The sequence below is a fragment of the Cobetia sp. MM1IDA2H-1 genome (assembly GCF_002916775.2).
In the GTDB taxonomy this organism is placed as follows: domain Bacteria; phylum Pseudomonadota; class Gammaproteobacteria; order Pseudomonadales; family Halomonadaceae; genus Cobetia; species Cobetia marina.
Window position 1 is genome coordinate 3,857,505 of the sequence record NZ_CM133225.1, and the last position, 22,482, is coordinate 3,879,986.

Sequence of the window (22,482 nt, forward strand, 5' to 3'; positions counted from 1 at the left end):
CTGAGATGCGTTACCGCGCAGCGAATCTGGCGCGGTGTGTGTCCGGACTGCGCGGGTTGGCAGAAAGAGTCACGATACCTGAGCATCCTGCTCTTGAAGCGCCCCGTGTCAGCCATTGAATCGAACAGTGTTTCCGTCCAGCATATCGAGACTGAGCACAAACGCAAGCGCCACCAAGGTGTGGCATGCTGGCGACTGCCGCGTGCAGCGGGGCTCTCGCGCTCATGATTGGGCAATGCGTCGCCCTGCATGTTCCCCCCTGCCCTTCATCTCAAAGGATTTCCGTGGCCGGACGCCTGTACCTTCCCCCGTTTCCCGAAGACCTGCCGCCCAGTGAACTGTTCGGATCACTCGCGACGCCTGCCCTCACGCGTCAGCTGCGGGAGGAGCGCCTGGTGAGCGCCAATCGCGCTCCACGCCTGCCGGTCTCGATGCTGCGCCTGGAAGGCCCGAGGCTTCGCCAGGTGCCAGCGCTCTGGGGGCTGACGCCCAGCTGGCTGGAGGTCATGGACCACGCGCCCCACGTGGCGCGCGCCGAGTCGCTGGAAACGCGACGCATGTTCCGCGAATCCTTTACCAGTCAACGGGCACTGATTCCCGTCGGTGGGGTCTATGTCTGGAAGGAACAGCCGCGCATGAAGCAGCCCTTTCTGGTCACGCACGCCACCCGCGCTCCGCTGTTGCTCGCCGCGCTGTGGACCCGCCACTTCAGCCCCCCGCTGATGGAAGGACTGCCCCCCGAGGGGCGCGACAGCTTCGCCTTGATCAGCGTGGCGTGCGCGGGTGTCACCGCACGTCTGACCGACCGCATGCCGGCGGTGATCGCACCGCATCAGGTGCGGGAATGGCTGAGCGCCGATACCCCGCTGGACAGGGTACGTGCCATGCTGACACCGGACGCCAGCCTCGCGGCCTTCCCCGTCGCTCGCCGGGTCAATGATCCCGCGCACCAGGAATGGAGCGTCGCGCACCCCACCGGCCCGATGCTGAGCTGAGAGACGCCACTCGGCGCCCGGACAGCATGCTCAGATCGGGAACGCTGAATCCAGGCCGGTCAGACACGCGTATCGCTAGAAGGGGAGCACATCCTCGGACCTGCGCTGCTCGTGAGGCGTTGCTGATCTACCTGCGCGCTTGCGACGCATGAATCGCCCTTATCGAACCACCATGCCAGTGTCATCGGTGCCGTGAACCAGGAGAGAAGATGTCCTTGCCATCAGGATTCCGTCCGCTCGCATTGAGCGCTGCCATTGCCGCCATCGTCATCACCGGCCTGTCGCCCGGCGTCAGCCTGGCCGATTCCTCCACGCCCCCCGCACCGTCCTCCATGACGACAGCCACCGCGGCCTCTGCCATCACCCAGGCAGGCCCGGTGATCAAGAGCGCCAATGACCAGCGCGACTATCGCAGCCTGACGCTCGACAATGGCCTCAAGGTGCTGCTGGTGAGCGACCCGGCGGCTGACAAGGCTGCCGCTGCCATGGACGTGGAAGTGGGCAGCGCCCAGGACCCCGATGACGTTCCCGGACTTGCTCACTTCCTCGAGCATATGCTGTTCCTCGGCACCGATCGTTATCCAGAGCCTGATGCCTACCAGGAATTCATCACCCGTCACGGCGGACAGCACAACGCCTTCACCGCCAGCCAGGACACCAACTACTTCTTCGATATCGCACCGGATGCCTTCGCCGAGGCCCTGCCGCGCTTTGCCCGCTTCTTCGTCGCACCACAGTTCAATGCCGACTACGTCGACCGCGAGCGTCATGCCGTGCATTCCGAATATCAGGCACGCCTGCAGGATGACGGGCGGCGCGTGAATGAGGCTGTCGAGCAGGCGCTCAATCCAGAGCACCCCTTCAACCGCTTCAGCGTCGGCAGCCTCGAGACACTCAAGGACAGCGAGGCCGGCAGCCTGCGCCAACGCCTGGTGGACTTCTATCAGGCGCATTACGGCGCCGGCGTGATGCGCCTCACCCTGGTCGGCCCCCAATCGCTGGACACGCTGGAGTCACTGACGCGCCACAACTTCTCCGATGTCCCGAATCGCGAGCTCTCACGGCCACAGATCGACGCGCCGCTGGTCACTGCCGATGAGCTGCCCGCACGCGTGGAGGTCAAGGCACTCAAGCAGGAGCGCGAGCTCGACTTCATGTTCCCCATCGAGGACCCCGTCGCACAGTATCGCGTCAAACCGGTCAGCTACCTTGCCAATCTCATCGGACATGAAGGGGAAGGCAGCCTGCTGGCGGTACTCAAGGACAAGGGCTGGGCGGATGGGCTCTCGGCCGGCGGCGGCCCGAGCGATGGCGAGAATGCCCTGCTCAGCATCAATGTCACCCTGACGCCCGAGGGCGCCCGGCACCAGCCGGCAATCCGCGCCGCGCTGTTTGACTATCTGGCATTGATTCGCCAGCAGGGCCTGGAGGAGTGGCGCTACAAGGAGCAGGCGGCGCTGGGCGAGCAGGAATTCCGCTTCCAGCAGCGCAGCTCTCCCGTGGACCTGGCCAGCAGCCTGGCCATGATGATGACGCGCTATCCGGTCAAGGATGTACTGGCCGCGCCCTACCTGATGCAGGACTATGACGCCGAGCTGATCGAGTCGACCCTTGATCGCCTGACGCCAGAGAATCTGCTGGAGGTCTACTCCGGCCCTGATGTCACGGGCGACCAACAGGGCAAATGGTTCAAGGCGCCCTATACCCTGACGCGCCTCACGGACGATGCCGTCGCCCGTGCCGGAGACGATCCCTCGCTGGCCGCCCGGCTTGCCCTTCCGGCCCCCAATCCTTATCTGGCCAGCGACTTCCAGGTCCTGAATCTGCCCGATGCGCCGCCACGTCAGCTGATCGACGAGCCCGGCGCCGAACTCTGGTATCAGGGTGATGACAGTTTCGGGGTCCCGAAGGCCGAGTGGCGCTTCGGGCTGCTCAACCCCGCCGTGAGTGCCTCGGTCGAGGATGAGGTCATGAGTCGCGTATTGGCGGCGTGGCTGAACGACAGCCTGAATGCCCGCCTGTACCCGGCACGTCTGGCCGGACAGGATGCTCTGGCCTATGCCCATGGCCGCGGCATCACGCTGCAGTTCAGTGGCTGGCGCGACGGCCAGCAGCCGGAAATGCGCGAGGTGCTGGATCAACTGGTCAATGGTGACATCGACTCTCAACGACTGGCACGCATCACGCAGCGCATGACACGCAGCCTGAGCAATCGCGCCCAGGCGCCCCTGTACACGCAGCTGGGCCGCAGTCTCAGTGAAGCGCTGGTCGGCCAGCCCACCACCGTCTCGCAGCAGCAGGACGTGCTGGCGCAGGTCACCAGCGAACGTCTGGACGCCTTCCGCAAGCGCTTCCTGGCACGCCTGCATGTCCAGGCCATGGTGACAGGCAACCTGAGCGACACTCAGGCACGCGAGACCGGTCAGCTGGTGATCAATGGCCTGGCCCCCCGCGTCACGCGCGACGGCATCCCGGAGCTTGCCATCCACCGGGTGGACCAGCCCCTCGCGTTGCGACCGGAGAGCTCACGCGGCGATGCCGGCGCACTGCGCTACCTGCAGGGCAAGGATCGCACGCTCGAGAGTCAGGCCAGTCTGGCCGTGCTGGGCCAGCTGATCGAAGCCCCGTTCTACAGCCGGCTGCGCACCGATGAGCAACTGGGCTACATCGTCTCGGCCAGCTACTCCCCCATGCTGGATGCCCCGGGCCTGAGCCTGCTGGTCCAGTCGCCTTCCAAGGACAGCAAGACCCTGTTCTCGCGCATGGATGCCTTCTTCACGACCTTCGATGAGCGCATCACGGCGCTGGATGAAGCCACGCTCGCCAGCTATCGCAGTGCAGTGATCGATGGTCTCGAGCAGAAGCCGCGCCGCCTCTCCGAGCTTGCATCACGCAACTGGAGCGAACTGAGCTTCGGCTGGACCGACTTTGATCGCCGCCAGCAGCTGATCCTCGCCGTGGAGCAGGTCAGCGTCCAGGATATCCGTGACGCCTGGCAGCAGGTGACTCAGGCGGCGCCGCTGGAACTGGCCTTTGATCCCGAGATCCCCAGCGACTTCGATCAGCGCCTGCCGACGCTCGCGCTCCCCCTGCTGCCGGAGGCGCCACGTGCCGAGCACGGTGCCACCAGCGCCGCTCCCTCGGCGCAACCTGCGGGCAATGCCCAGCATTGATCGCGCCACGCGTGCATGCCCGACGGCCAGGCGGGTCAGTCAGAACGCTTCCGTGAGGAACGGAGCCGTGAAGTGAAGGGCAGATCAGAGACGCGTGGAGCGTCAGTTTTTTCCGAGAGATGAACGACACGACCCCGGCGAATTCGCCGGGGTCGTGTCGTTGTGGCTGCGAGAATTTCGAGAATCAGCCAAAGGCCTGTGGCGGCATGATGCCTTCCACATACATCGCCAGTTCTTCCAGAATCTGCACGCGCGCCGGATCCTGCTCGTTCTGGGCCAGACGCTGGATCTCGCTGACGAAGCCCTTCACGGTCAGGCTGGCGACCTGCTCGTCATTCATGCGCTCCCAGCGCCACTGCTCCCAGCGCTCCCGCTCGGCTGAATCAAGCGTGTAGCCGTAGCTGCGTGCGCGGTAGCGGAACAGCATCTCCTCGAGCCGCCCATCCTGGAAGGCGAAGGGCGTGTCATCCAGTGCCTCGGGGTGAGAGGCACGCACGCGCTCCATCTCCTTGCGGTCCGCGGGCGAGAAGAAGCCTCCCGAATAGAGCATCAGGTCCGGGTCAGCCGGGCCGGCCGGCGGCGTCTCGGCAAACACCTGGGCGACCTTCACGCCGACCCCCGCATTGTCCTTGAGCCACTTCCAGTGCTCACGACATCGTGCAGGGTCGAGCTTGAGGCGCGCGACGATCTCGCCGTATTCCCCCTGGTGAGGGCCGGAGACATCCTTGAGCGCCGTCGCCGGCATCAGCACCGGGCTCTTGTTGAGATGAATGACCTTGAGGGGGATGCGCTCCTCACCTTCCGCCAGGTCATCCGCACTGGCGAACACCCGCGCCCGAATCTCCTCGGGAGTGAGATCCATCAGCGGTGCCGGGTCCACCGACAGGTCATAGACGATGACGCCATTGGCATTGGAGGGGTGCTCCGCCAGCGGCACCACCAGCGCACCGCATGCTCGCGAGGCCGGATAGCGACGTGAGATGTGCAGCATCGGCTTGCGCGCACCGATGTCCAGCAGGCTGGCGACATGACGCTTGTTGCGCAGCTTGAGCAGATACTCGAAAAGCCGGGCATTGCGTGACTTGAGCAGACGCGCCAGGGCGATGGTGGCCCGCACATCGACCAGGGCATCGTGCGCGCCGGCATGCTCGATGCCATTGGCGGCCGTCAAATCTTCCAGACGGAAGCTGGGGGCTCCGTCCTCGCGCCGCGGCCACTCGATCCCCTCGGGGCGCAGCGCATGGAAGGCGCGCACCACATCGATCAGGTCCCAGCGCGAATTGCCGTTCTGCCACTCACGCCCGTAGGGGTCGAGGAAGTTGCGATAGAACAGGTGACGGCTGACTTCATCATCGAAACGCAGGCTGTTGTAGCCCACCGAGCAGGTGCCCGGCACGCTCATCTCGTCGTTGATGCGCCCGGCGAACTCGGCCTCCGGCAGGCCGCGACGCTCGGCCTGCTGCGGCGTGATCCCCGTGATCAGGCACGCCATCGGATGAGGCAGGAAGTCGTCAGCGGGCTTGCAGAAGAGCGTCAGCGGCTCACCGATCTCGTTGAGCTCCGCATCAGTACGAATGGCGGCAAACTGCGATGGACGATCGCGGCGCGGGTCGGCGCCGAAGGTCTCGTAGTCGTGCCACAGGAAGGTGGGCTCTGCCACAGGAAATCTCCACGCGGACGGTCAGAAAATGCCCCTGCCAGAACACCGCGCCCGAGGGGGGCGATGTTCTGGCAGGAAAGTCGTACGAATCAGCGGTTGTCGAGTCTGCTCATGCCTCGCCGGGGCGCGGCAGAGTGACGTTCAGCTCGAGCACCGAACAATCATCCTCGCGGTCCAGCGAGATGTTGATGGCATCCTGATCGACCTGAACGTACTTGCGAATCACCTCCAGCAGCTCACGCTCCAGCATCGGCATGTAATCCGGCTGGTCACGCTGACTGCGCTGGTGAGCCACGATGATCTGCAGCCGCTCCTTGGCGACATTGGCCGTCTTCTTGCGCTCTCGCTTCAGAAAATCCAGTAATTTCACTTGCGCCCCCCTCCAAACATTCTGGCCAGCAGACCGCGCTTCTCGACTTCATGGAAGCGCAGCTGGACTTCCTCGCCCAACAGGCGGGAAACGCAGTCCACATAGGCCTGACCAGCATCGCTCTTCTGGTCGTGGGTCACCGGCACCCCCTGGTTGGAGGCGCGCAGCACGGCCTCCGACTCGGGAATCAGGCCGATCAGCGGGATCGACAGGATTTCCTGGATGTCCGTCAGATTCAGCATGTCACCCCCGGTCACGCGCGCCGGATGGTAGCGGGTGATCAGCAGGTGTTCGCGCACCGGAGAATCGCCGTTCTCGGCACGGCGTGTCTTGGAAGACAGCAGACCGATGATGCGATCGGAATCGCGCACCGAGCTGACTTCCGGGTTGGTGACCACCACCGCTTCATCCGCGAAGTACATCGCCAGCTGGGCACCGCGCTCGATACCGGCCGGGGAGTCACAGATGACGTAGTCGAATTCTTCCCGCAGGCTTTCGAGCACCTTCTCGACGCCTTCCAGCGTCAGCGCATCCTTGTCACGGGTCTGGGAGGCCGGAAGGATATGCAGGTTGTCGATGCGCTTGTCGCGGATCAGCGCCTGCTTGAGATTGGCCTCGCCCTGGATGACGTTGACGAGGTCGTAGACCACGCGCCGCTCGCAACCCATGATCAGATCCAGGTTGCGCAGACCCACATCGAAATCGATCACGACGGTCTTGTTGCCGCGCAGAGCCAGTCCGGTGGCAATGGCGGCGGCGCTGGTCGTCTTGCCGACTCCGCCCTTGCCTGACGTCACTACGATAATCTTGGCCAAAGGTATCTTCCTTGCTGAGAGTCCCCCGTGAAACGGGGATCACCGGTAAATATTGGATATCGTTCGAGGCACGCCGGCATCACTCAACCGAGGCGTGCGATACAAAGCTGGTCATGTTCGAGCACGACTTCGACACTGGCACCCAGCAGACGATTGTCGATGTCGTCCAGGCGCTTGTAGGTTCCCGCTACCGAAAGCAGCTCGGCATGCAGTTCCTTGCAGTAGATGCTGGCGTTGCGATCGCCATGGATGCCGGCCAGCGCCCGGCCGCGAAGGGCGCCATAGATGTGCACGCTGCCGGCGGCCAGAATCTCGGCACCGGCATTCACGGCACCGATGATCACCAGATCACCCTCTGGCGCGCTGACCTGCTGCCCTGAGCGCACGGTACCACGGTAAACCTTGCTGGCATGGGCCGGCACCTCAACGACCGCGGCTTTTTCGTCCGCGACAGTCGCCTCTGGCTCGTCGGCGGGAGTCGCTTTCGCCTCAGGCTCGACAGTCGTGACCGGCGGCACGGACTCCAGCGTCCGGCCGCGATTTTCCTGGGGCGGGAACCACCCGAGACCCAATGCCCAGGCAGACTGGCGCACCGGGTCGCCACCACCGCGCACCGCCACCGGCAACAGCTTGTGGCCGCGACACACGGCGCAGATGCGCTCCAGCGCCAGGTGCGGCTCGTCGAGCTTCTCGACGCTCAACACCACCGGCGTGTGCTGAAAGAAGGCGGGGGACTGGCTGAGTTTGCTGACCAGTTGGGCACGGATCTGCTCCGGGTCTCCACTGACCAGTTCCATGACCGTCATCGGCAGCATGCCGCCTTTGAAGGTGAAGGCCTGGGAGGCCCTGTCCGTACTGAGACTCATGACCTGACTCCGGGTTGCGTGAGGGAAGTGACACCCTCCGACACTCGTGAAAGAAGCTCGTGACGCTCGAGACATCCCTGGGATGGCATCCCGAAGCAGAAGGCCATCTGCCCGGCAGGCAGATACCTGCCCGACGACTCATGCGGTGAAACGCCGAGGCCAGACGCCCCATCTCCCCGCGACGCAGTGCGACTTCTGCAGGAAGCGAGCTTCGTGATGACGTATCACCCGAGCGAGGAATGGCCTTTCATGAACCATCGCTCTGCTGAACAAAGCTATGTGAGCTGACACGGCGCTGCAACTGATGATACGGCCAGCAGTCCACACTGTCAGGTGTCGCGAGGCCACGACGCACGAAAGAGTCATCTCGTGATGACCTGACTCATCCCGCGCGAAGGCGCTCGGCAGACACTCTCCCCCGGTTTCCCTGCACCGATGGGCGCGTGAGACCACACAACATGGCCTCGTGACTGATAAGATAGCGGGGTGACGAAATTCATGCGCCGTCACCCCGGTTCACCGACAGACCCGAGTGTCCTGGTCCTGTCCGAGTGACTGGCCGCTGTTGCGCCCCTCTATTTTTTTGCCTGGATAACCGCTCTCTCATGACCGGACTGCTTTCCCGCCTCACTGGCCGCCTGTTCGCCCCTCGCTGGCAGCATGCCAACCCGACCATTCGCTCCGCTGCCGCGGCCCAGCTGGACCCTGAAACGCCGGATCAGCGCCAGATACTCGAGTCTCTGATTCTCGAGGACCCTGCGCTTGAGGTGCGTCATGCCGCTCTGGCACGCATGGCGACACCGGAGCGACTGCTGCCGCTGCTGGACCGGGCCGACGGGCTGGTACGCGAGCGACTCGTCGAGCTGCTGAGCGGTGGTCAGGATGCCCCCTCCCTGCTGGATCGCGAACAGCTGGTCGCACGCCTCGATGACAATGAGCTGCTGGCCGCCATCGCGGCGCGCGGGGACAATCAACAGTTGCGTCTGGTCGCGCTGGAACGTCTCACAGATGAAGCCGCCCTGATCCATCAGGCCTGCCACAACAGCATCGCGGCGGTGCGCCATGCCGCCGCCGCTCGCATCACCAGTCAGGACGGGCTGGAGCAGCTGGTGCGCGGCGCCAGACGCGATCGTCACGTCCAGCGTCAGGCCCGCGACACGCTCGCCCAACGCCGCGCGGATGCCCAGCAGGCAGACGCTCTCAATGCCAGCCGTGACAACCTGCTGGGTCAGATGGAGAAGCTGCCGCGTCAGGCCTGGGAAGACAGCGTGCCATCACGCTATCGCTCACTGCTGCGCGAGTGGGAGCGACTGCCGGCCGCCGACCACGACGTCCAGCAGCGTTTCGAGGAAGCGCGTCTGCAGGCGTACAAGGTCATCAGCGATCATGAAGCCCGTGAACAGGCCATCCGTGAGCATGAACGCCTGAGCGCCAACCTGAGCACCCACCTGGAAGATATCCTCACGGCCCTGCACCAGGCGCGCGCGGACCTCCTCAGTCGCGAGTGCGTCAATGATCACGACTTCGCCAGCCTTCAGGCTCAGCGTCGTCTGCAAGGCGAACGCTGGCGCGAGCTGACCGACCAGTTCTCGGCCCCGGCCGAACTGCTCGAACGTCATCAGCGCCTGCAGCAACAGCTGCAGGACCCGCTCGATGCCTGGTACCGCCATCAGCTGTGTCAGGGCGAGATGGACGCGGCGCTGGTCGACAATGACCTGGAACAGATGGCACGTCTCGAGCGTGAGATCGCCTGGCCGGCAGAGCTGCCGCTCACCAGAACGCTGCATGCCGTGCGCCAGGCGCTGGAGGCAGCTGCACCGCAGGCGACGACCGGTGACGAGAGTGCCGACGAGGCCGCCGCGACCGATGAGCCCGCCACGGACAGCAGCGACAAGCCCCGAACGCTTGATCTGGAAGCCATCAGCGCCGAACTGGATCAGCTGGACACCTACCTGGAAGCCGGCAAGCTCAAGCCCGCCAGTCGCCTGCATCGTTCACTGCGCGACCGCACCGAAGGCCAGCTCGACAGCGAGCGTCAGACGCGCCTTCGTCAATTGGGCGCTCGCGTCGCGGAGCTGCGTGACTGGCAGAACTTCGTCGCCGCTCCCAAGCGTGAACAGCTGCTGGAAGCCATCACCACATTGGCCGAGCGCGAGGACCTCAGTGATGAGCAGCGCGACCGCCAGCATCAGCAACTGATTCAGCAGTGGCGCAGCCTGGGCGATGCCGCTGCCAGCCGTGAGTCCAGCCAGTCCTTCCGCAGCGCCTCGGACAGCATCAAGCAACAGCTGCAGGATTACCGCGAAGCGCGCAAGCAGGCGCGCGAGCACAACCTTGCCATGCGTGAGGCGCTCTGTGAGCAGCTGGAATCGCTCAATGGACACGCCATGGGCGATGCGGACCCGGACGCCCTGCGCCAGATCCGCGACCGCGCACGCGAAGAGTGGCGCCGTCACACTCCGGTACCGGCAGGCCCGGGCCGCCAGCTGTCGCATCGCTTCGGTGAAGCGCTGACCGCGCTGCAAGGCTTGATCGACCAGCGCGCCGGCGAGATCGCCGCGGCCAAGCAGGCATTGGTGGACGCCGCCGAAGCGCTGGCCGATGAAGACGCTCCGGCACGTGCGCGCGCCGAGCAGGCCAAGGCACTGCAGACTCGCTGGCGGGAACTGGGCCGTGCCCCCAAGGGCGAGGAGCAACGCCTGTGGTCTGCCTTCCGCGCCGCCTGCGACCGCATCTTCGCCGCACGTGATCAGGACCGTGAAGCGCGTGACACGCGCGAGCAGGTCCGCCTCGAACAATGGCAGGCTCTGATCGAGCGCCTCGATAGCTGGGAACCGACGACCCTGGATGACGCCGCCCAGCTGGACGACGCCCTCAAGGAAGCCGACGCGCTGGGTGCCCTGCCGCGTGGCAAGCGCGGTGACGGCATGCGTCGGCGCTGGAATGGCATTCTCAAGCGTCGCGAACAGCGCCTGGATGAACTCCATGCCCAGCAGCTGCGCCAGGAATGGCAGCAGTGGCGCGACCTGCTGGAGCAACATGCCGTCGCCGATGCCAGTGCACGCCAGGGCAATATCGAGGATGTCGAACTCCCCGAGTCATCGGCGTTCGACGATGCCAGCCGCCAGGCCAATGCCGCGCGCAACCAGATGCGCCGTGCCGAGCCGGTCAGCGCCAATGCCGCCAATGAGCGCCTCGCGGAGCTGCGTGTCCATCTGGCGATCCTGTTCGAGGCGCCGCTAGGTGCGGAAGACGAATCGCGGCGCCTGACCGTTCAGGTGGCCCGCATCAATCAGCAACTGGGCGAGCGCCTTGAGCGTGATGAGGAACTCGACGAGGTGCTGGATGCGCTGCTGGCCAATGGTCCGCTGGACTGGGAAGCCTGGCAGGCCGAGTTGCCGCGCTTCGATGCCCTGTTCAACCACTGACGGCGTCGGGTCGGCATAGACAGTCAGCTGACCGACACCCTACGACGACGAAGCCCCCGTCTCTCCTCGAGACGGGGGCTTCGTGGTGTTCACGACAGGAAAAGTGCGCTTGCCCCTCTCCTGTCTGATCCTGGTTCCTGTGAGTGCGCTCTGCGGCCTCTTGTACGCTTGATGGCCTCTTCCGCCCTGCCGGGTTCTGCCACCCTGCGGGTACGTCGCGAGACGCCGGGGCGCATGAGCACGAACGGACATCAGCCCATGAACTGGCCACCATTGATGTCCAGATTGGCACCGGTGATGAAACCGGATTTCTCGTCCGCGAGGAATGCCACCGCGCGAGCGATCTCGTCCGGCTGACCATAACGCTTGACCGGAATCGTCTCGCGGATGGATTCACGAATCTCTTCCGGAATCTTCATGATCATGTCGGTGGCGATATAGCCCGGCGACAATGTATTGACGGTGATGCCCTTGGTCGCGGTTTCCTGTGCCAGCGCCATGGTCAGACCATGCATGCCCGCCTTGGCGGCCGAGTAGTTCACCTGACCGAACTGGCCCTTGCGGCCGTTGATGGAGGAAATGTTCACGATGCGGCCGTACTTGTGCTCCAGCATGTCATTGATGACGGCACGGCAGGTATTGAAGACGCTATCGAGGTTGCAGTTGATGACTTCGCGCCACTGCTCGTAGCTCATCTTGCGCATGGAGGTATCACGCGTGATCCCTGCGCAGTTGACGAGCACGGCCACCGGCCCGAAGCGCTCGCGAATTTCATTGACGCCTGCCTGACAGGCTTCGAAGTTGTCCAGCTCGATACCGGAAAGCGCGATGTTCTCGAACCCGGCAGCACGCTGTTCCTGCAACCAGCCTTCTGCCTTTTCCTTGTTCCTGTAACCGGCAATCACCTGGTACCCCTGGCTCGCCAGCTCACGACAGATGGCGGAACCGATGCCACCGGTGCCACCGGTGACCCATGCAACGGGTGCTGTTTGCGTCATGTTATTGTCTCTCCCTGTTCCTGGAACGTCCTGTGCCCGCAAGAGAGCACAGCATGGCATTTCGCCGTTGATCGCTCATCGACTGGCTGGCGATCTTCCGGTAACGACAAACACTGACAGGCGTCTCTGACAGCATGGCGACAACCGTGCGCTCGGTGAAGACTGTCACCGCCCTGCGCGAGGCGTGTCACTCTCAGTATGGACAGGATTCCCACGGAAAGTATGTAGCAGATCTCTCACATTGATTGAGGTCAATTCCATCACCCTCGCTCCCCCCCATCGCCTGGCCGCCTCAGGAAAGTCTTCCGGCTGATTACGGGATAACGGTTGACTCAGCACTGTATATCCTTATACTACGCCCCACGTTGATGCGGGGTGGAGCAGTCTGGTAGCTCGTCGGGCTCATAACCCGAAGGTCATCGGTTCAAATCCGGTCCCCGCTACCAGCAAGCGCCAGCAGTTTCGGCACTTGGGAAACAACGTGATGTTGCGGGATGGAGCAGTCTGGTAGCTCGTCGGGCTCATAACCCGAAGGTCATCGGTTCAAATCCGGTTCCCGCTACCAACCTCTGATGCGTCAGAGTTGGAGCAAAGGCAGTACCCAGTGTTGCGGGGTGGAGCAGTCTGGTAGCTCGTCGGGCTCATAACCCGAAGGTCATCGGTTCAAATCCGGTCCCCGCTACCAAGAATTCGAAAGGCCTGATGCCCTGCATCAGGCCTTTTTCGTATGCGTGACATTCCTGTGCGAGGATATCGACGAGGCCAGCGCCCGGACCTCATTCCTCCCATTCTCCACACCCATCACCTTCACACTCATCACGTCAGTCTCGAAGGAGTGCCTGCATGCGCCACTGGCTGGTCAAGACCGAACCCGACGCCTTCTCGCTGGAAGACCTGCGCCGCGAGTCGCCGGCACTCTGGGATGGCGTGCGCAACTATCAGGCGCGCAACTCCCTGCGCGAGATGCAGCTCGGGGATGTCGTGCTCATCCAGCACTCCAGCTGCAAGGTACCTGCAGTGGTCGGGCTGGCCGTGGTCAGCGAGCTCGCCCTGCCGGACCCGACAGCCAGCGACCCCGAGCACAAGGGCTTCGACCCTCGCCAGATGGCGGACCTCGAGGCCGGCAAGGCGCCGCGCTGGGTCGCTCCGCGCCTGCGCTATCTGCGTTCGCTGCGCAGTGCACTTCCCATCGCGCGCCTGAAGGCGAAGCCCGAGCTGGCCGACAGTCACCTGGTCCGCCGTGCCCGCCTTTCCGTCATGCCATTGAGCGAGGACGAGATCCAGTGCATCGCCCGCCTGGCCGGGGACGACCTCAAGCCTTGAGACCCCCGCCCGCACCAGATGACCCCTGCACATCTTGAACTCGCCCGCCGCGGCCCGCATCATCAGGCCAGCCGGCTCGCGTGCGAGCCTTGAATCGCAGACACTTCCGGGGCATGCATCATGATCATCGATCCCAATACCGGCCAGCCACTGACCGGCAATGACACCACCGCCGCCCAACCGCAGGGCGTGGTAGGCGGAGCTGCTGCCAGCGCCCCCCGCCAGGCAGAAGACGCCAACACCTACATCATCGATGTCGACATGAGCAATCTGCAGCAGGTCCTCGAGGCCTCGCAGCAGGTACCGGTGCTGTTGGACTGCTGGTCTCCCCAGAGCGAGCATTGTCGCGTCCTGACGCCGATTCTCGAGATGCTGGCCCGTGAGTATGCCGGTGGCTTCATCCTCGCCAAGCTGAACGCCGAGGAACAGCAGGACATCGCTGCCCAGCTGGGAGTGCGCTCGGTACCCGACGTCAAGCTGGTCATCCAGGGCGGCCTGGCAGGCAACTTCACCGGCGCCCGCCCGGAAGCCGAGATTCGCCAGTTCCTCGAGCAGCACAAGGTGATGCCTGCTGCCGGTGCCGGCCCCAGCCTCGCCGAGCAGGCCGCCAGCGCACTGGAAACCGGCGACCTGGCCACCGCCAAGGCGATTTACCAGCAGCTGGCGCAGGAATCCCCCGAGACACCGGACTACCGCATCCAGCTCGCCTCGGTCCTGGTCGCCGAAGGCAACGGCGAAGAGGCCCGCCAGCTGCTGGACTCCCTCAAGCCGGAAGACCGCGATGGCCCGAAGGCGCGTGGTGTGCGTGCACGCATCGATTTCATCGCCGAGGCGCCGAGCCCGGAAGAGGTCCAGGCCATGATCGAGCGGGATGACAGCGAGGCCCGCTACCAGCGCGCCATGCGTGATCTTGCCGATGGCCACTACGAGCTGGCGCTCGATGCCCTGATCGGCCTGATGAAGACCGACCGCCAATACGGGGATGATCTGGCCCGCAAGACGCTGCTGCGCGTGTTCGATGCCCTCGGCGCGACCCATGAGCTGACCGTGCGCTTCCGCCGCCAGCTGTTCGCCCTGATGTACTGAGTCGCAGACGGCAACCACCTTCCCACGACAAGGGGCCCCGAGGACGTGAGTTGTCCTCGGGGCCCCTTGTCGCAGGTAGTGGATGAATGTCGTGAAGCGTGTGCGTGCAGCAGGGTGGGAAAGGATGCGGATGAGCCCTGGATTCAGCCGCCCCGACGCGTCCACCCTTTCAGCAGTGATGGCCTCGCACGCGCTTCGCGGGCGCTGAGCGGACAACCAGGCGGGAGCTCTTCCAGCGCGGGCGTGATGGCCCCCGCCTCCTTCGCCCTGGCCAACCGGAGACTCCCGCCCCTGCAACACCATTCTCGACATGCCATCACGCCGGACGACTCAACATCGGCTCGCGCCCAACGAGATGTCTCTGCCAGCTCATGTCTCATCATCATCCCTCCTGAGGATGCCCGCTCACGATGAACGGCCTGCCCTCAGAGTTATCGATAATGATTCTCAATTCAAGGTTTCGCTCGCCACTTCCTGCCAGCATCTCATCGGCGCTTGATCCAGATCAGACATCTGACTACCCCTGCAGCGCACCTTTCAGGCGTTCATCGAGACGCTGCAATGCCTGCTCAAGCTGCTGACGTGTAGTGGCGTAGTTCAGGCGCACGAACCCCGGCCAGCCGAAGTCGGCCCCATCGGAAAGCGCGACACCGCACTCCTCCAGCAATGTCTGCTGAGGCGAATCGCCCAGGCCGGCCTCACGCATGTCCAGCCAGGCCAGATAGGTCGCCTGGGGGCGCGTCATGCGAACGCGCTCCCAGCCGGCCACATGCGCTTCGAGCAGATCAAGATTGCCGCGCAGCACCTCCAGCAGCTCCTGACGCCACGGCTCTCCCTCACGCCACGCCGCTTCCGTCGCCACCATGCCCAATACATTGGTATCCGGCATCAGGCCACGGGTCGCGGCGACGAAGCGCTGACGCAGGTCCGGATCGGTGATCACCGCACAGGCAAAGGTCAGCCCCGCCGTGTTGAAGGTCTTGGAAGGCGCCCACAGTGTCACGCAGCGCGCCGCCAGGCGCGGATTGAGGCTGGCCAGCGGGATATGCCGCGATGCGGGGTCCACCACCAGGTCGGCATGCAGCTCGTCGGACACCACCAGCAGATCATGACGCTCCACCAGTGCTGCCAGCGCCTCGAGCTCTTCCTCGCGCCAGACACGGCCGGTAGGATTGTGTGGATGGCACCACAGCAGCAGTTCCGTCTCGGGAGTGATCGCGGCTTCCAGTGCCTCGAGGTCCAGCTGCCACAGGCCACCTGGCTCGGCAGGCTCCGCCAATGGCGCCATCTGCGCGATACGCCCCGTCTTCTGCGCAACCTGCAGGAAGGGCGGGTAGATCGGCGTGGTCGTCACGACCCCCGCCCCTTCTGACGTCAATGCCAGGCTGGCGAGATGCAGTGCCGGCACCACGCCGGGCAGCCAGACGATGGCCTCACCCGGTATCTCCCAGCCATAGTGCTCACGGCTCCAGTCGCGCAGACTGTCATCGAGCCCCTGAGAGGGCTTGGCATAGCCGTAGATCGGGTGAGCAACCCGCTCCGCCAGTGCACGCGTCACGGCCGGCGGCGCGCTGAAGTCCATGTCGGCGATCCACAGCGGCAGGACATCCGCGCCGTAGCGCTCCCACTTCTGGGAGGGATACTGACTGCGGTCAATGGGGGTGATGAAATCGTGCTCCATGTAGAATCTCTCCCGGTGCTGGCCCATGCGAGCCATGAAGACATGAGGCACCACCTGCCGCTCGAACCGCCGGCAACAGGCGGACAACCCCGTGGAATGACTACAGCATAAGGCTTTGTGCATGTCCGAAGACACCTTTTACCCGCAAGCACAACGCGGTCTCCCCGGCCTGTTGCGTGCCTGGCTGACCCATGGAAGAGGCGACAGCCAGCGCCTGGCGGTATTGCTGGCCGATACGGCCCGCGTGGCGAAGCTGGGGCAACCTGAGAGCAATCCGGAAGGCGAGCAGCTGGAACGCTGGGCCCATGATGGCGGCGCCCCACTGTGGGCTCCCAAGGCCGCCCTGTTTCTGCTGATGCAGATGCCGGTGCGCCCGCTGCCGCAGGATGAGGACGAGGCCTGCGCCTGGGCGTACTGCTGGATACGCATGCGTGAGCACGAAAGTCCGGATGCCGCACTCATGGCACTGCCCGACCACCTCAGAAAGCCGCTGGCCTGGCCCATGGAAAGCGCCTGGAAGGATCTGACCCACCAGCGCCTGATCTAGCACTTGTCCCGGTCGTCCCTTGACACATGGGCGCATGCCCTTCCCCGCTACGACAACGACACCTTCCCCCGCCCCACCTCTGGCGCCCACCACCCGGCCACAAGCGTGGTGGGGCACTCCAGGCGAACCTCGTTGCCAGCCTGACTGGTACGGCTCGTCTCTGCGGGCATGACTCTCCTCCACATGCCTCCTCCTGCGTGTCTGCCTGACTCCTTCCCCAGGCGCCTCCTGCCGCCCTTTTACGTTTAATCACCGTTTCATGAAGCATGATAAACGCAGGGATTTCTGCACCTGCCGAGGAGTAAGGTGCTTTCAACCGTCCAAGAACGGTAATTCAACAAGAATCCGCTGGCCGAGTCGCCGAGACACAGTGACCGGCAAGCTTCTGGAGAGCTCTCAATGACCACCTCCCTGATTGTCGGACTGGATGGAACGCCGGGCGGCGACAGTGCCATCGCACACGCCAAGCGCGTCGCGACGCTGGTCGGCCCCGAAACCCGCATCATTCTCTGCTATGTCGTCGAATGGTCGCCCTACAGCTTCAACACGCCGGAAGAGAACGCCCAGCGTGCGAGTCGCCGTGAAAGCGAGATCAAGCTGGCACGCGAGCGCGTTCTCGCGCCTGCCATCACGGAGCTCGAGAAGGAGGGGTATCAGGTGGAAGGCCGCGTTCGTCACGGTGACGCCGCCGAGATCCTGAGCCTGCTGGCGCGGGAAGTGAATGCCGAGCAGATCATCGTCGGTCGCAAGGGGGAGAGCATGCGCTCTCGTATCTTCGGCAGCGTGACCGCGCATCTGATCCAGGAAGCCTCGGTCCCCGTCACCGTCGTGCCCTGATGGATGACGCCAGGCGTCCGCAGACTGATCCCACAACAATGACAACATGCTCCCGAGGTCCCTTCTCATGAGTCGATTCCGCTCCCTTGCCCCCTGGGCTGCTGCCATGGCAGCGCTCATGGCCGCAGGCTCTGCCCGTGCCGAAGGCATGGATCAGGCCATCAGTGACATCGTCGGGCCGATCGTCAATCCGATCGTCTCCACCATCTTCTATTCCGTGCCGGTGGCAGGCACCCAGTTCCCGCTGATCGTCGGCTGGCTGATCATCGCTGCCGTCGTCTTCACGCTCTATTTCGGCTTCGTGCAGTTCCGTCTGTTCGGGCATGCCGTGCGTCTGGTCAAGGGCGACTACACCGACCCGAAGGATGAAGGCGAGGTGTCCCACTTCCAGGCACTGGCCACCGCGCTTTCCGGCACGGTCGGGCTGGGCAACATCGCCGGTGTCGCGGTCGCCGTCTCGCTGGGGGGGCCGGGCGCGACCTTCTGGATGATTCTGGCCGGTCTGCTCGGCATGGCCTCCAAGTTCTGCGAATGTACCCTTGGCGTGAAGTACCGCAACGTCAATGCCGATGGCTCCATCTCCGGCGGCCCGATGTACTACCTGTCCAAGGGCTTCGCGGAGAATGGCAAGGCCGGGCTTGGCAAGATCCTGGCGATCTTCTTCGCCATCTGCGCCATCGGCGGCTCCATCGGCGGCGGCAACATGTTCCAAGCCAACCAGTCCTATCAGCAGGCCGTCAACGTCACCGGCGGTGATGCCAGCTTCCTGATCGGCTACGGCTGGCTGTTCGGTCTCGTGATGGCCGCCATCGTCGGCATGGTCATCATCGGCGGCATCAAGTCCATCGCTCGCGTCACCGAGAAGCTGGTGCCGATGATGGCGGTCATCTACGTGATCGCGGCTCTCATCATTCTGGGCTTCAACTTCAGCGCGATTCCGGCGGCCTTCGGCGCCATCATCGAAGGTGCCTTCGCACCGGTCGCGGTCGGCGGCGGTATCGTCGGCGTACTGATCCAGGGCTTCAAGCGCGCCGCCTTTTCCAATGAAGCCGGTATCGGCTCCGCCGCCATCGCCCACTCTGCCGTGAAGACTTCCCAGCCGGCCACCGAAGGCATCGTCGCGCTGCTCGAACCGTTCATCGATACCGTCGTCATCTGCACCATGACCGCACTGGTCATCGTCATCACCGGCGCCTATCAGGTCGAAGGCCTCGGCGGCGTCCAGCTGACGTCCTACGCCTTCGAGACCGCCTTCCCGTGGTTCCCGTATGTGCTGGCGCTGGCGGTGCTGATGTTCGCCTTCTCCACCATGCTGTCCTGGTCCTACTACGGCCTGAAAGCCTGGACCTACCTGTTCGGTGAGAGCAAGGGTGCCGAGATCGTCTACAAGCTGATCTTCCTCGCCTTCGTGGTCATCGGCTCCTCCATGAGCCTCGGTCCGGTCATCGACTTCTCCGACGCCATGATCTTCGCCATGTCCATCGCCAACATCATCGGTCTCTACTACCTGATGCCGGTCGTGAAGCGCGAGCTGAGCCAGTACCTCGCCAAGCTGAAGTCCGGCGAGATCGCCCCGATCGACAAGGAGACCAAGCGCCAGAACGCGTGACACCTCTCCCTCTCAGGCGGGTCTGACTCAGTCGTCACCCGCCGCATGACCCAAAGCCTCTGCCCTTCGGCAGGGGCTTTTTCGTTGTCGATCATGCAATTCCGTCACCAGGACGGCGGAAACCACCCAAGTCGCATTGCCGCGGCGCAGCGCAATGGGTAGGGTGTGGCGCTCACTGGCCGAACTGGCCGGAATTCGTTTCAACGAGGACGTCTCATGCTCGCTTCCATGCACGCCATGGTGCTGCGCAACCCCGGCCCGGATGCCAACTTCGAATGCACGCAATGCCCACTGCCGGAACCCGGCCCCGGACAGGTGCGCATTCGCGTCGCCGCTTCCAGCGTCAACCCGCTCGATCTCAAGCTGGCCAGCGGGCAGGTCGCCCTTCTCCCCCCCGAACCCTGCATCCTGCATGGTGATGTCGCCGGCATCGTCGATGCCGTCGGAGACGATGTGCTGACCTTCTCACCGGGCGATGAAGTGCTCGGATTTGCCGGGGGTGTCGCGTCTCACCCCGGGGCGCTGGCGGATTACATGATCGCCGATGAGCGTCTGATCACCCGCAAGCCGCGCCGCCTGAGCTTCATGGAAGCCGCGGCATTGCCTGCAGTGTTCATCACCGCCTGGCAGGCGCTGGTGGAACGTGGCCAGCTGGAGGCGGGGCAACGCGTACTGATTCACGGCGGCGCCGGCGGTGTCGGTCATGTCGCACTGCAGATCGCCCGTTGCATCGGTGCGGAAGTCGCCACGACCGTCTCCACGGATGACAAGGCGCAGCTGGCACGTGCCTGTGGCGCGGACCACGTCATTCGCTACCGCGAGGAAGCGGTGGCCGACTACGTGGAGCGCCTGACGGCTGGCCAGGGCTTTGATCTGGTCTTCGATTGCGTCGGGGGTGACAACCTGGCCGCCAGCTTCGCCGCCAGCAGGCTGGGCGGGCGCATCGTGACCATCAATGCGCGCACCACGGCAGATCTCTCGCCGCTGCATGCCGGTAGTCGCAGCCTGGAAGTGCTGTCGATCCTGCTGCCGCTCAGCGCCGGCATCGGTCACGAGCAGCAGCGTCAGGCACTGGGCAAGCTGGTGGAACTGGTCGAGGAAGGCGAGTTCAAGGTGCGCCTGGACGAGCGCCAGTTCGACTTCCGTGAAGTCGCCGAGGCACACCGACATCAGGCCTCCGGCAAGGCACTGGGCAAGATCTCCCTGCTGCGCCGCCAGTTCTGGGACGCCACTTGATGACAGCGGTACTGCATGGCGAGCTTGGCCTGCAGCTGCTCAAGCTGCTGATTTCGGTCGCGGTGGTGATCGGCCTGTCGTTGATCGCGGAGCGTCTCTCGACGCGCATGGCCGGGCTGCTGTCCGGCTATCCGCTCGGCACGGCCATCACGCTGGGCTTCATCGGGGTCGAGATTTCCCCCGAATTCGCCGGTGAGAGTGCCATCTACACGCTGGCCGGATTCTCCTCGACCCTCGCCCTGGGGGTCGGCTACTGGCTATGCGGGCGTGCAGAGGGGCTGCGCGGCGTCATCAACGGTACTCTGGGTGGCCTGCTGGGCTGGCTGGCGGCCAGCGTGATCCTGGCGCAGTTCGAGTTCACCCGCGTCAGCGGCGTGATCGTGACGCTGATCGCCATCATGCTGTGCATGCGCCTGTACCGCGACGTACCGGAAACCCGCAGTCGCAAGGCCCCGTTCTCGTGGCCTTCGCTGCTGGCGCGTGCGGGCCTCGCGGCCGGCATCGTGTTCGGCATCACCGCGCTGGCCCATCTGTTGCCACCGTCCTGGGCCGGGCTGGTGGCGGCCTTCCCTGTCACCATGTATCCGCTGTTGATCATTCTGCATCTGACTCAGGGGCCGGCCGCTGTCGCCACCGTGATCAAGCACTACCCGGCGGGCCTTGGTTCGCTGCTGTGCTATTCACTGGTGGTCTCGCTCAGCTACCCGAGCATGGGGGTCGGGGCGGGCACCCTGCTGGGGTTCGTGATCGCGACGGCATGGCTGGGCGTGTTCACGCCGCTGCAACGACGACTAGCCACACGGCGTACAGCCAGCGTCTGAGCTTCCTGATAGGCTGAAAAGCCCGCAAGGACGCACAGGAGCGATGACATGTACTTCAAGACGCTGGAGCCGGCCTTCTTCGATACCGATGCCCTCGGACATATCAACAACACGCGCCTGCCGGCCTGGTTCGAGTGGGCGCGCAATGACCTGTTCCGCGTCTTCGTGCCGGATCTCGACCCGCGCAAATGGCCGCTGATCATGGCGCGCATCGAGGTCGACTTTCTCGCCGAGCTGCAATACGGCCAGGATGTCGAGATTCGCACCTGGCTGTCGCGGCTTGGCGGCAGCTCCTTCACCGTGACCCAGGAAGCCTGGCAGCGCGGTATCTGCGGGGCGCGTGGCCACTGCGTGCTGGTGCAGTTCGATCATCACGCCAAGCAATCGCAGCGCATCGAAGGCGAGCTGCGCACGACCCTGCTCTCCCACCTGCACGAACACACTGACAGCGCCGAGCTGGATCTCCCTGCCCTGCGCGAGAAAGCCCGCGCGCTCGGCACGCACAGCACGGCGCCCGCCGGGAGCGTACCGGCATGACACCCGCGCTCAAGCTGCTCAAGGGCAAGCCTCACCGTACCCTGGAATATGCCCATGACCCTCGGGCGCCTGCGTATGGCGAAGAGGCTGCCCAGGCGCTGGGGCTTGAGCCGGCACGGGTCTTCAAGACACTCGTCTGTCAGCTGGAAGGCAGCAGTGCCCGCCAGCCGCTGGTGGTCGCCGTGGTGCCCGTCACCGGCACGCTGAACCTCAAGGCACTGGCGCGTGCCTGCCATGCCCGCAAGGCAGCCCTGGCCCCCCACGAGGCCGCCGAGCGCGCCACCGGCTATGTGGTCGGCGGCATCAGTCCACTGGGTCAGAAGAAGCGGCTGCCGCTGTGGGTGGACGACAGCGCCGAGGGGGTGGAGGAGATGTTCATCAGCGGTGGACGCCGAGGACTGGAGATCGGTCTCGCTCCCGCGCTACTGTGTGAACTGGGCAATGGGCAGTTCGCGCCGCTGGCGCGTGAGGACTGAGGCTCTCGCTACCTGTCACCCTGT

At 64.5% G+C, this 22,482-nt stretch carries 17 protein-coding genes, 3 tRNA genes and 1 pseudogene; 15 read left to right on the forward strand and 6 right to left on the reverse strand.

Going from position 1 to position 22,482, the window contains the following annotated elements; translation table 11 throughout:
• Positions 1 to 284: 284 nt before the first annotated feature.
• Both BOH68_RS16155 and BOH68_RS16160 read left to right on the forward strand, forming a co-directional pair.
• Positions 285 to 995: an SOS response-associated peptidase gene (locus tag BOH68_RS16155; RefSeq protein ID WP_077373602.1), complete on the forward strand. Its 711-nt coding sequence runs from the start codon at positions 285 to 287 to the stop codon at positions 993 to 995.
• Between the two features lie 209 nt (positions 996 to 1,204).
• Complete coding sequence (locus BOH68_RS16160; RefSeq protein WP_077373599.1) at positions 1,205 to 4,168, forward strand: insulinase family protein; 2,964 nt, start codon at positions 1,205 to 1,207, stop codon at positions 4,166 to 4,168.
• Between the two features lie 184 nt (positions 4,169 to 4,352).
• Here BOH68_RS16160 and sbcB read toward each other — a convergent pair whose 3' ends face one another.
• The 4 genes from sbcB to minC all read right to left on the reverse strand — a co-directional run bounded on the left by sbcB (position 4,353) and on the right by minC (position 7,879).
• The gene (sbcB, locus tag BOH68_RS16165) at positions 4,353 to 5,828 is read right to left on the reverse strand and encodes an exodeoxyribonuclease I (protein ID WP_077373596.1); all 1,476 of its coding nucleotides are present in this window, start codon (positions 5,826 to 5,828) and stop codon (positions 4,353 to 4,355) included.
• 109 nt (positions 5,829 to 5,937) lie between these two features.
• The gene (minE, locus tag BOH68_RS16170; RefSeq protein ID WP_043336475.1) at positions 5,938 to 6,198 is read right to left on the reverse strand and encodes a cell division topological specificity factor MinE; all 261 of its coding nucleotides are present in this window, start codon (positions 6,196 to 6,198) and stop codon (positions 5,938 to 5,940) included.
• Complete coding sequence (minD, locus tag BOH68_RS16175) at positions 6,195 to 7,013, reverse strand: septum site-determining protein MinD (protein ID WP_077373593.1); 819 nt, start codon at positions 7,011 to 7,013, stop codon at positions 6,195 to 6,197. Before minD ends, minE begins: the two co-directional genes overlap by 4 nt.
• A gap of 83 nt (positions 7,014 to 7,096) precedes the next feature.
• Positions 7,097 to 7,879 carry a septum site-determining protein MinC gene (gene minC, locus BOH68_RS16180; protein WP_077373590.1) on the reverse strand — a complete coding sequence of 261 codons (783 nt, stop codon included), beginning with the start codon at positions 7,877 to 7,879 and terminating at the stop codon, positions 7,097 to 7,099.
• Positions 7,880 to 8,484: 605 nt separating this feature from the next.
• Here minC and BOH68_RS16185 point away from each other — a divergent pair.
• Complete coding sequence (locus BOH68_RS16185; RefSeq protein WP_077373587.1) at positions 8,485 to 11,307, forward strand: DUF349 domain-containing protein; 2,823 nt, start codon at positions 8,485 to 8,487, stop codon at positions 11,305 to 11,307.
• A 251-nt stretch (positions 11,308 to 11,558) separates the two neighbouring features.
• Here the strand turns inward: BOH68_RS16185 and phbB are convergent, their stop codons facing one another.
• On the reverse strand, positions 11,559 to 12,305 hold the full coding sequence (phbB, locus tag BOH68_RS16190) for an acetoacetyl-CoA reductase (RefSeq protein WP_077373584.1): 747 nt from the start codon (positions 12,303 to 12,305) through the stop codon (positions 11,559 to 11,561).
• Positions 12,306 to 12,674: 369 nt separating this feature from the next.
• Between phbB and BOH68_RS16195 the strand changes: the two genes are divergently transcribed.
• The 5 genes from BOH68_RS16195 (at position 12,675) to BOH68_RS16215 (ending at position 14,714) form a co-directional block, all read left to right on the forward strand.
• Positions 12,675 to 12,751 (forward strand) — tRNA-Met (locus tag BOH68_RS16195).
• 42 nt (positions 12,752 to 12,793) lie between these two features.
• Positions 12,794 to 12,870: transfer RNA gene (locus BOH68_RS16200), tRNA-Met, on the forward strand.
• Between the two features lie 43 nt (positions 12,871 to 12,913).
• Positions 12,914 to 12,990: transfer RNA gene (locus tag BOH68_RS16205), tRNA-Met, on the forward strand.
• 158 nt (positions 12,991 to 13,148) lie between these two features.
• Positions 13,149 to 13,628 (forward strand): EVE domain-containing protein, encoded by a 480-nt coding sequence (locus BOH68_RS16210; RefSeq protein WP_077373581.1) that lies wholly within the window; start codon positions 13,149 to 13,151, stop codon positions 13,626 to 13,628.
• Positions 13,629 to 13,748: 120 nt separating this feature from the next.
• Positions 13,749 to 14,714, forward strand: a complete 966-nt coding sequence (locus BOH68_RS16215; protein ID WP_308457324.1) for a tetratricopeptide repeat protein — start codon at positions 13,749 to 13,751, stop codon at positions 14,712 to 14,714.
• A gap of 517 nt (positions 14,715 to 15,231) precedes the next feature.
• Here the strand turns inward: BOH68_RS16215 and BOH68_RS16220 are convergent.
• Positions 15,232 to 16,395, reverse strand: a complete 1,164-nt coding sequence (locus tag BOH68_RS16220) for a MalY/PatB family protein (RefSeq protein ID WP_077373575.1) — start codon at positions 16,393 to 16,395, stop codon at positions 15,232 to 15,234.
• Between the two features lie 121 nt (positions 16,396 to 16,516).
• Between BOH68_RS16220 and BOH68_RS16225 the strand changes: the two genes are divergently transcribed.
• From BOH68_RS16225 to BOH68_RS16255, 7 genes and pseudogenes are all read left to right on the forward strand, one after another.
• Positions 16,517 to 16,942, forward strand: coding sequence for a hypothetical protein (locus tag BOH68_RS16225; RefSeq protein ID WP_077373572.1), 426 nt, complete (start codon positions 16,517 to 16,519; stop codon positions 16,940 to 16,942).
• A 399-nt stretch (positions 16,943 to 17,341) separates the two neighbouring features.
• Complete coding sequence (locus BOH68_RS16230; protein ID WP_077373569.1) at positions 17,342 to 17,779, forward strand: universal stress protein; 438 nt, start codon at positions 17,342 to 17,344, stop codon at positions 17,777 to 17,779.
• Positions 17,780 to 17,846: 67 nt separating this feature from the next.
• Positions 17,847 to 19,388: an alanine/glycine:cation symporter family protein gene (locus BOH68_RS16235; RefSeq protein ID WP_077373566.1), complete on the forward strand. Its 1,542-nt coding sequence runs from the start codon at positions 17,847 to 17,849 to the stop codon at positions 19,386 to 19,388.
• A gap of 216 nt (positions 19,389 to 19,604) precedes the next feature.
• Positions 19,605 to 20,624 (forward strand): zinc-binding dehydrogenase, encoded by a 1,020-nt coding sequence (locus BOH68_RS16240; RefSeq protein WP_219815764.1) that lies wholly within the window; start codon positions 19,605 to 19,607, stop codon positions 20,622 to 20,624.
• Positions 20,624 to 21,445 (forward strand): hypothetical protein, encoded by an 822-nt coding sequence (locus BOH68_RS16245; RefSeq protein ID WP_077373563.1) that lies wholly within the window; start codon positions 20,624 to 20,626, stop codon positions 21,443 to 21,445. Before BOH68_RS16240 ends, BOH68_RS16245 begins: the two co-directional genes overlap by 1 nt.
• Positions 21,446 to 21,493: 48 nt before the next feature.
• A pseudogene (locus BOH68_RS16250) lies at positions 21,494 to 21,883 on the forward strand (acyl-CoA thioesterase); the annotation flags it as partial.
• 95 nt (positions 21,884 to 21,978) lie between these two features.
• A complete protein-coding gene (locus tag BOH68_RS16255; protein ID WP_077373557.1) occupies positions 21,979 to 22,458 on the forward strand; it encodes an aminoacyl-tRNA deacylase in 480 nt (159 codons plus the stop codon).
• The last annotated feature ends 24 nt before the right edge of the window (positions 22,459 to 22,482 follow it).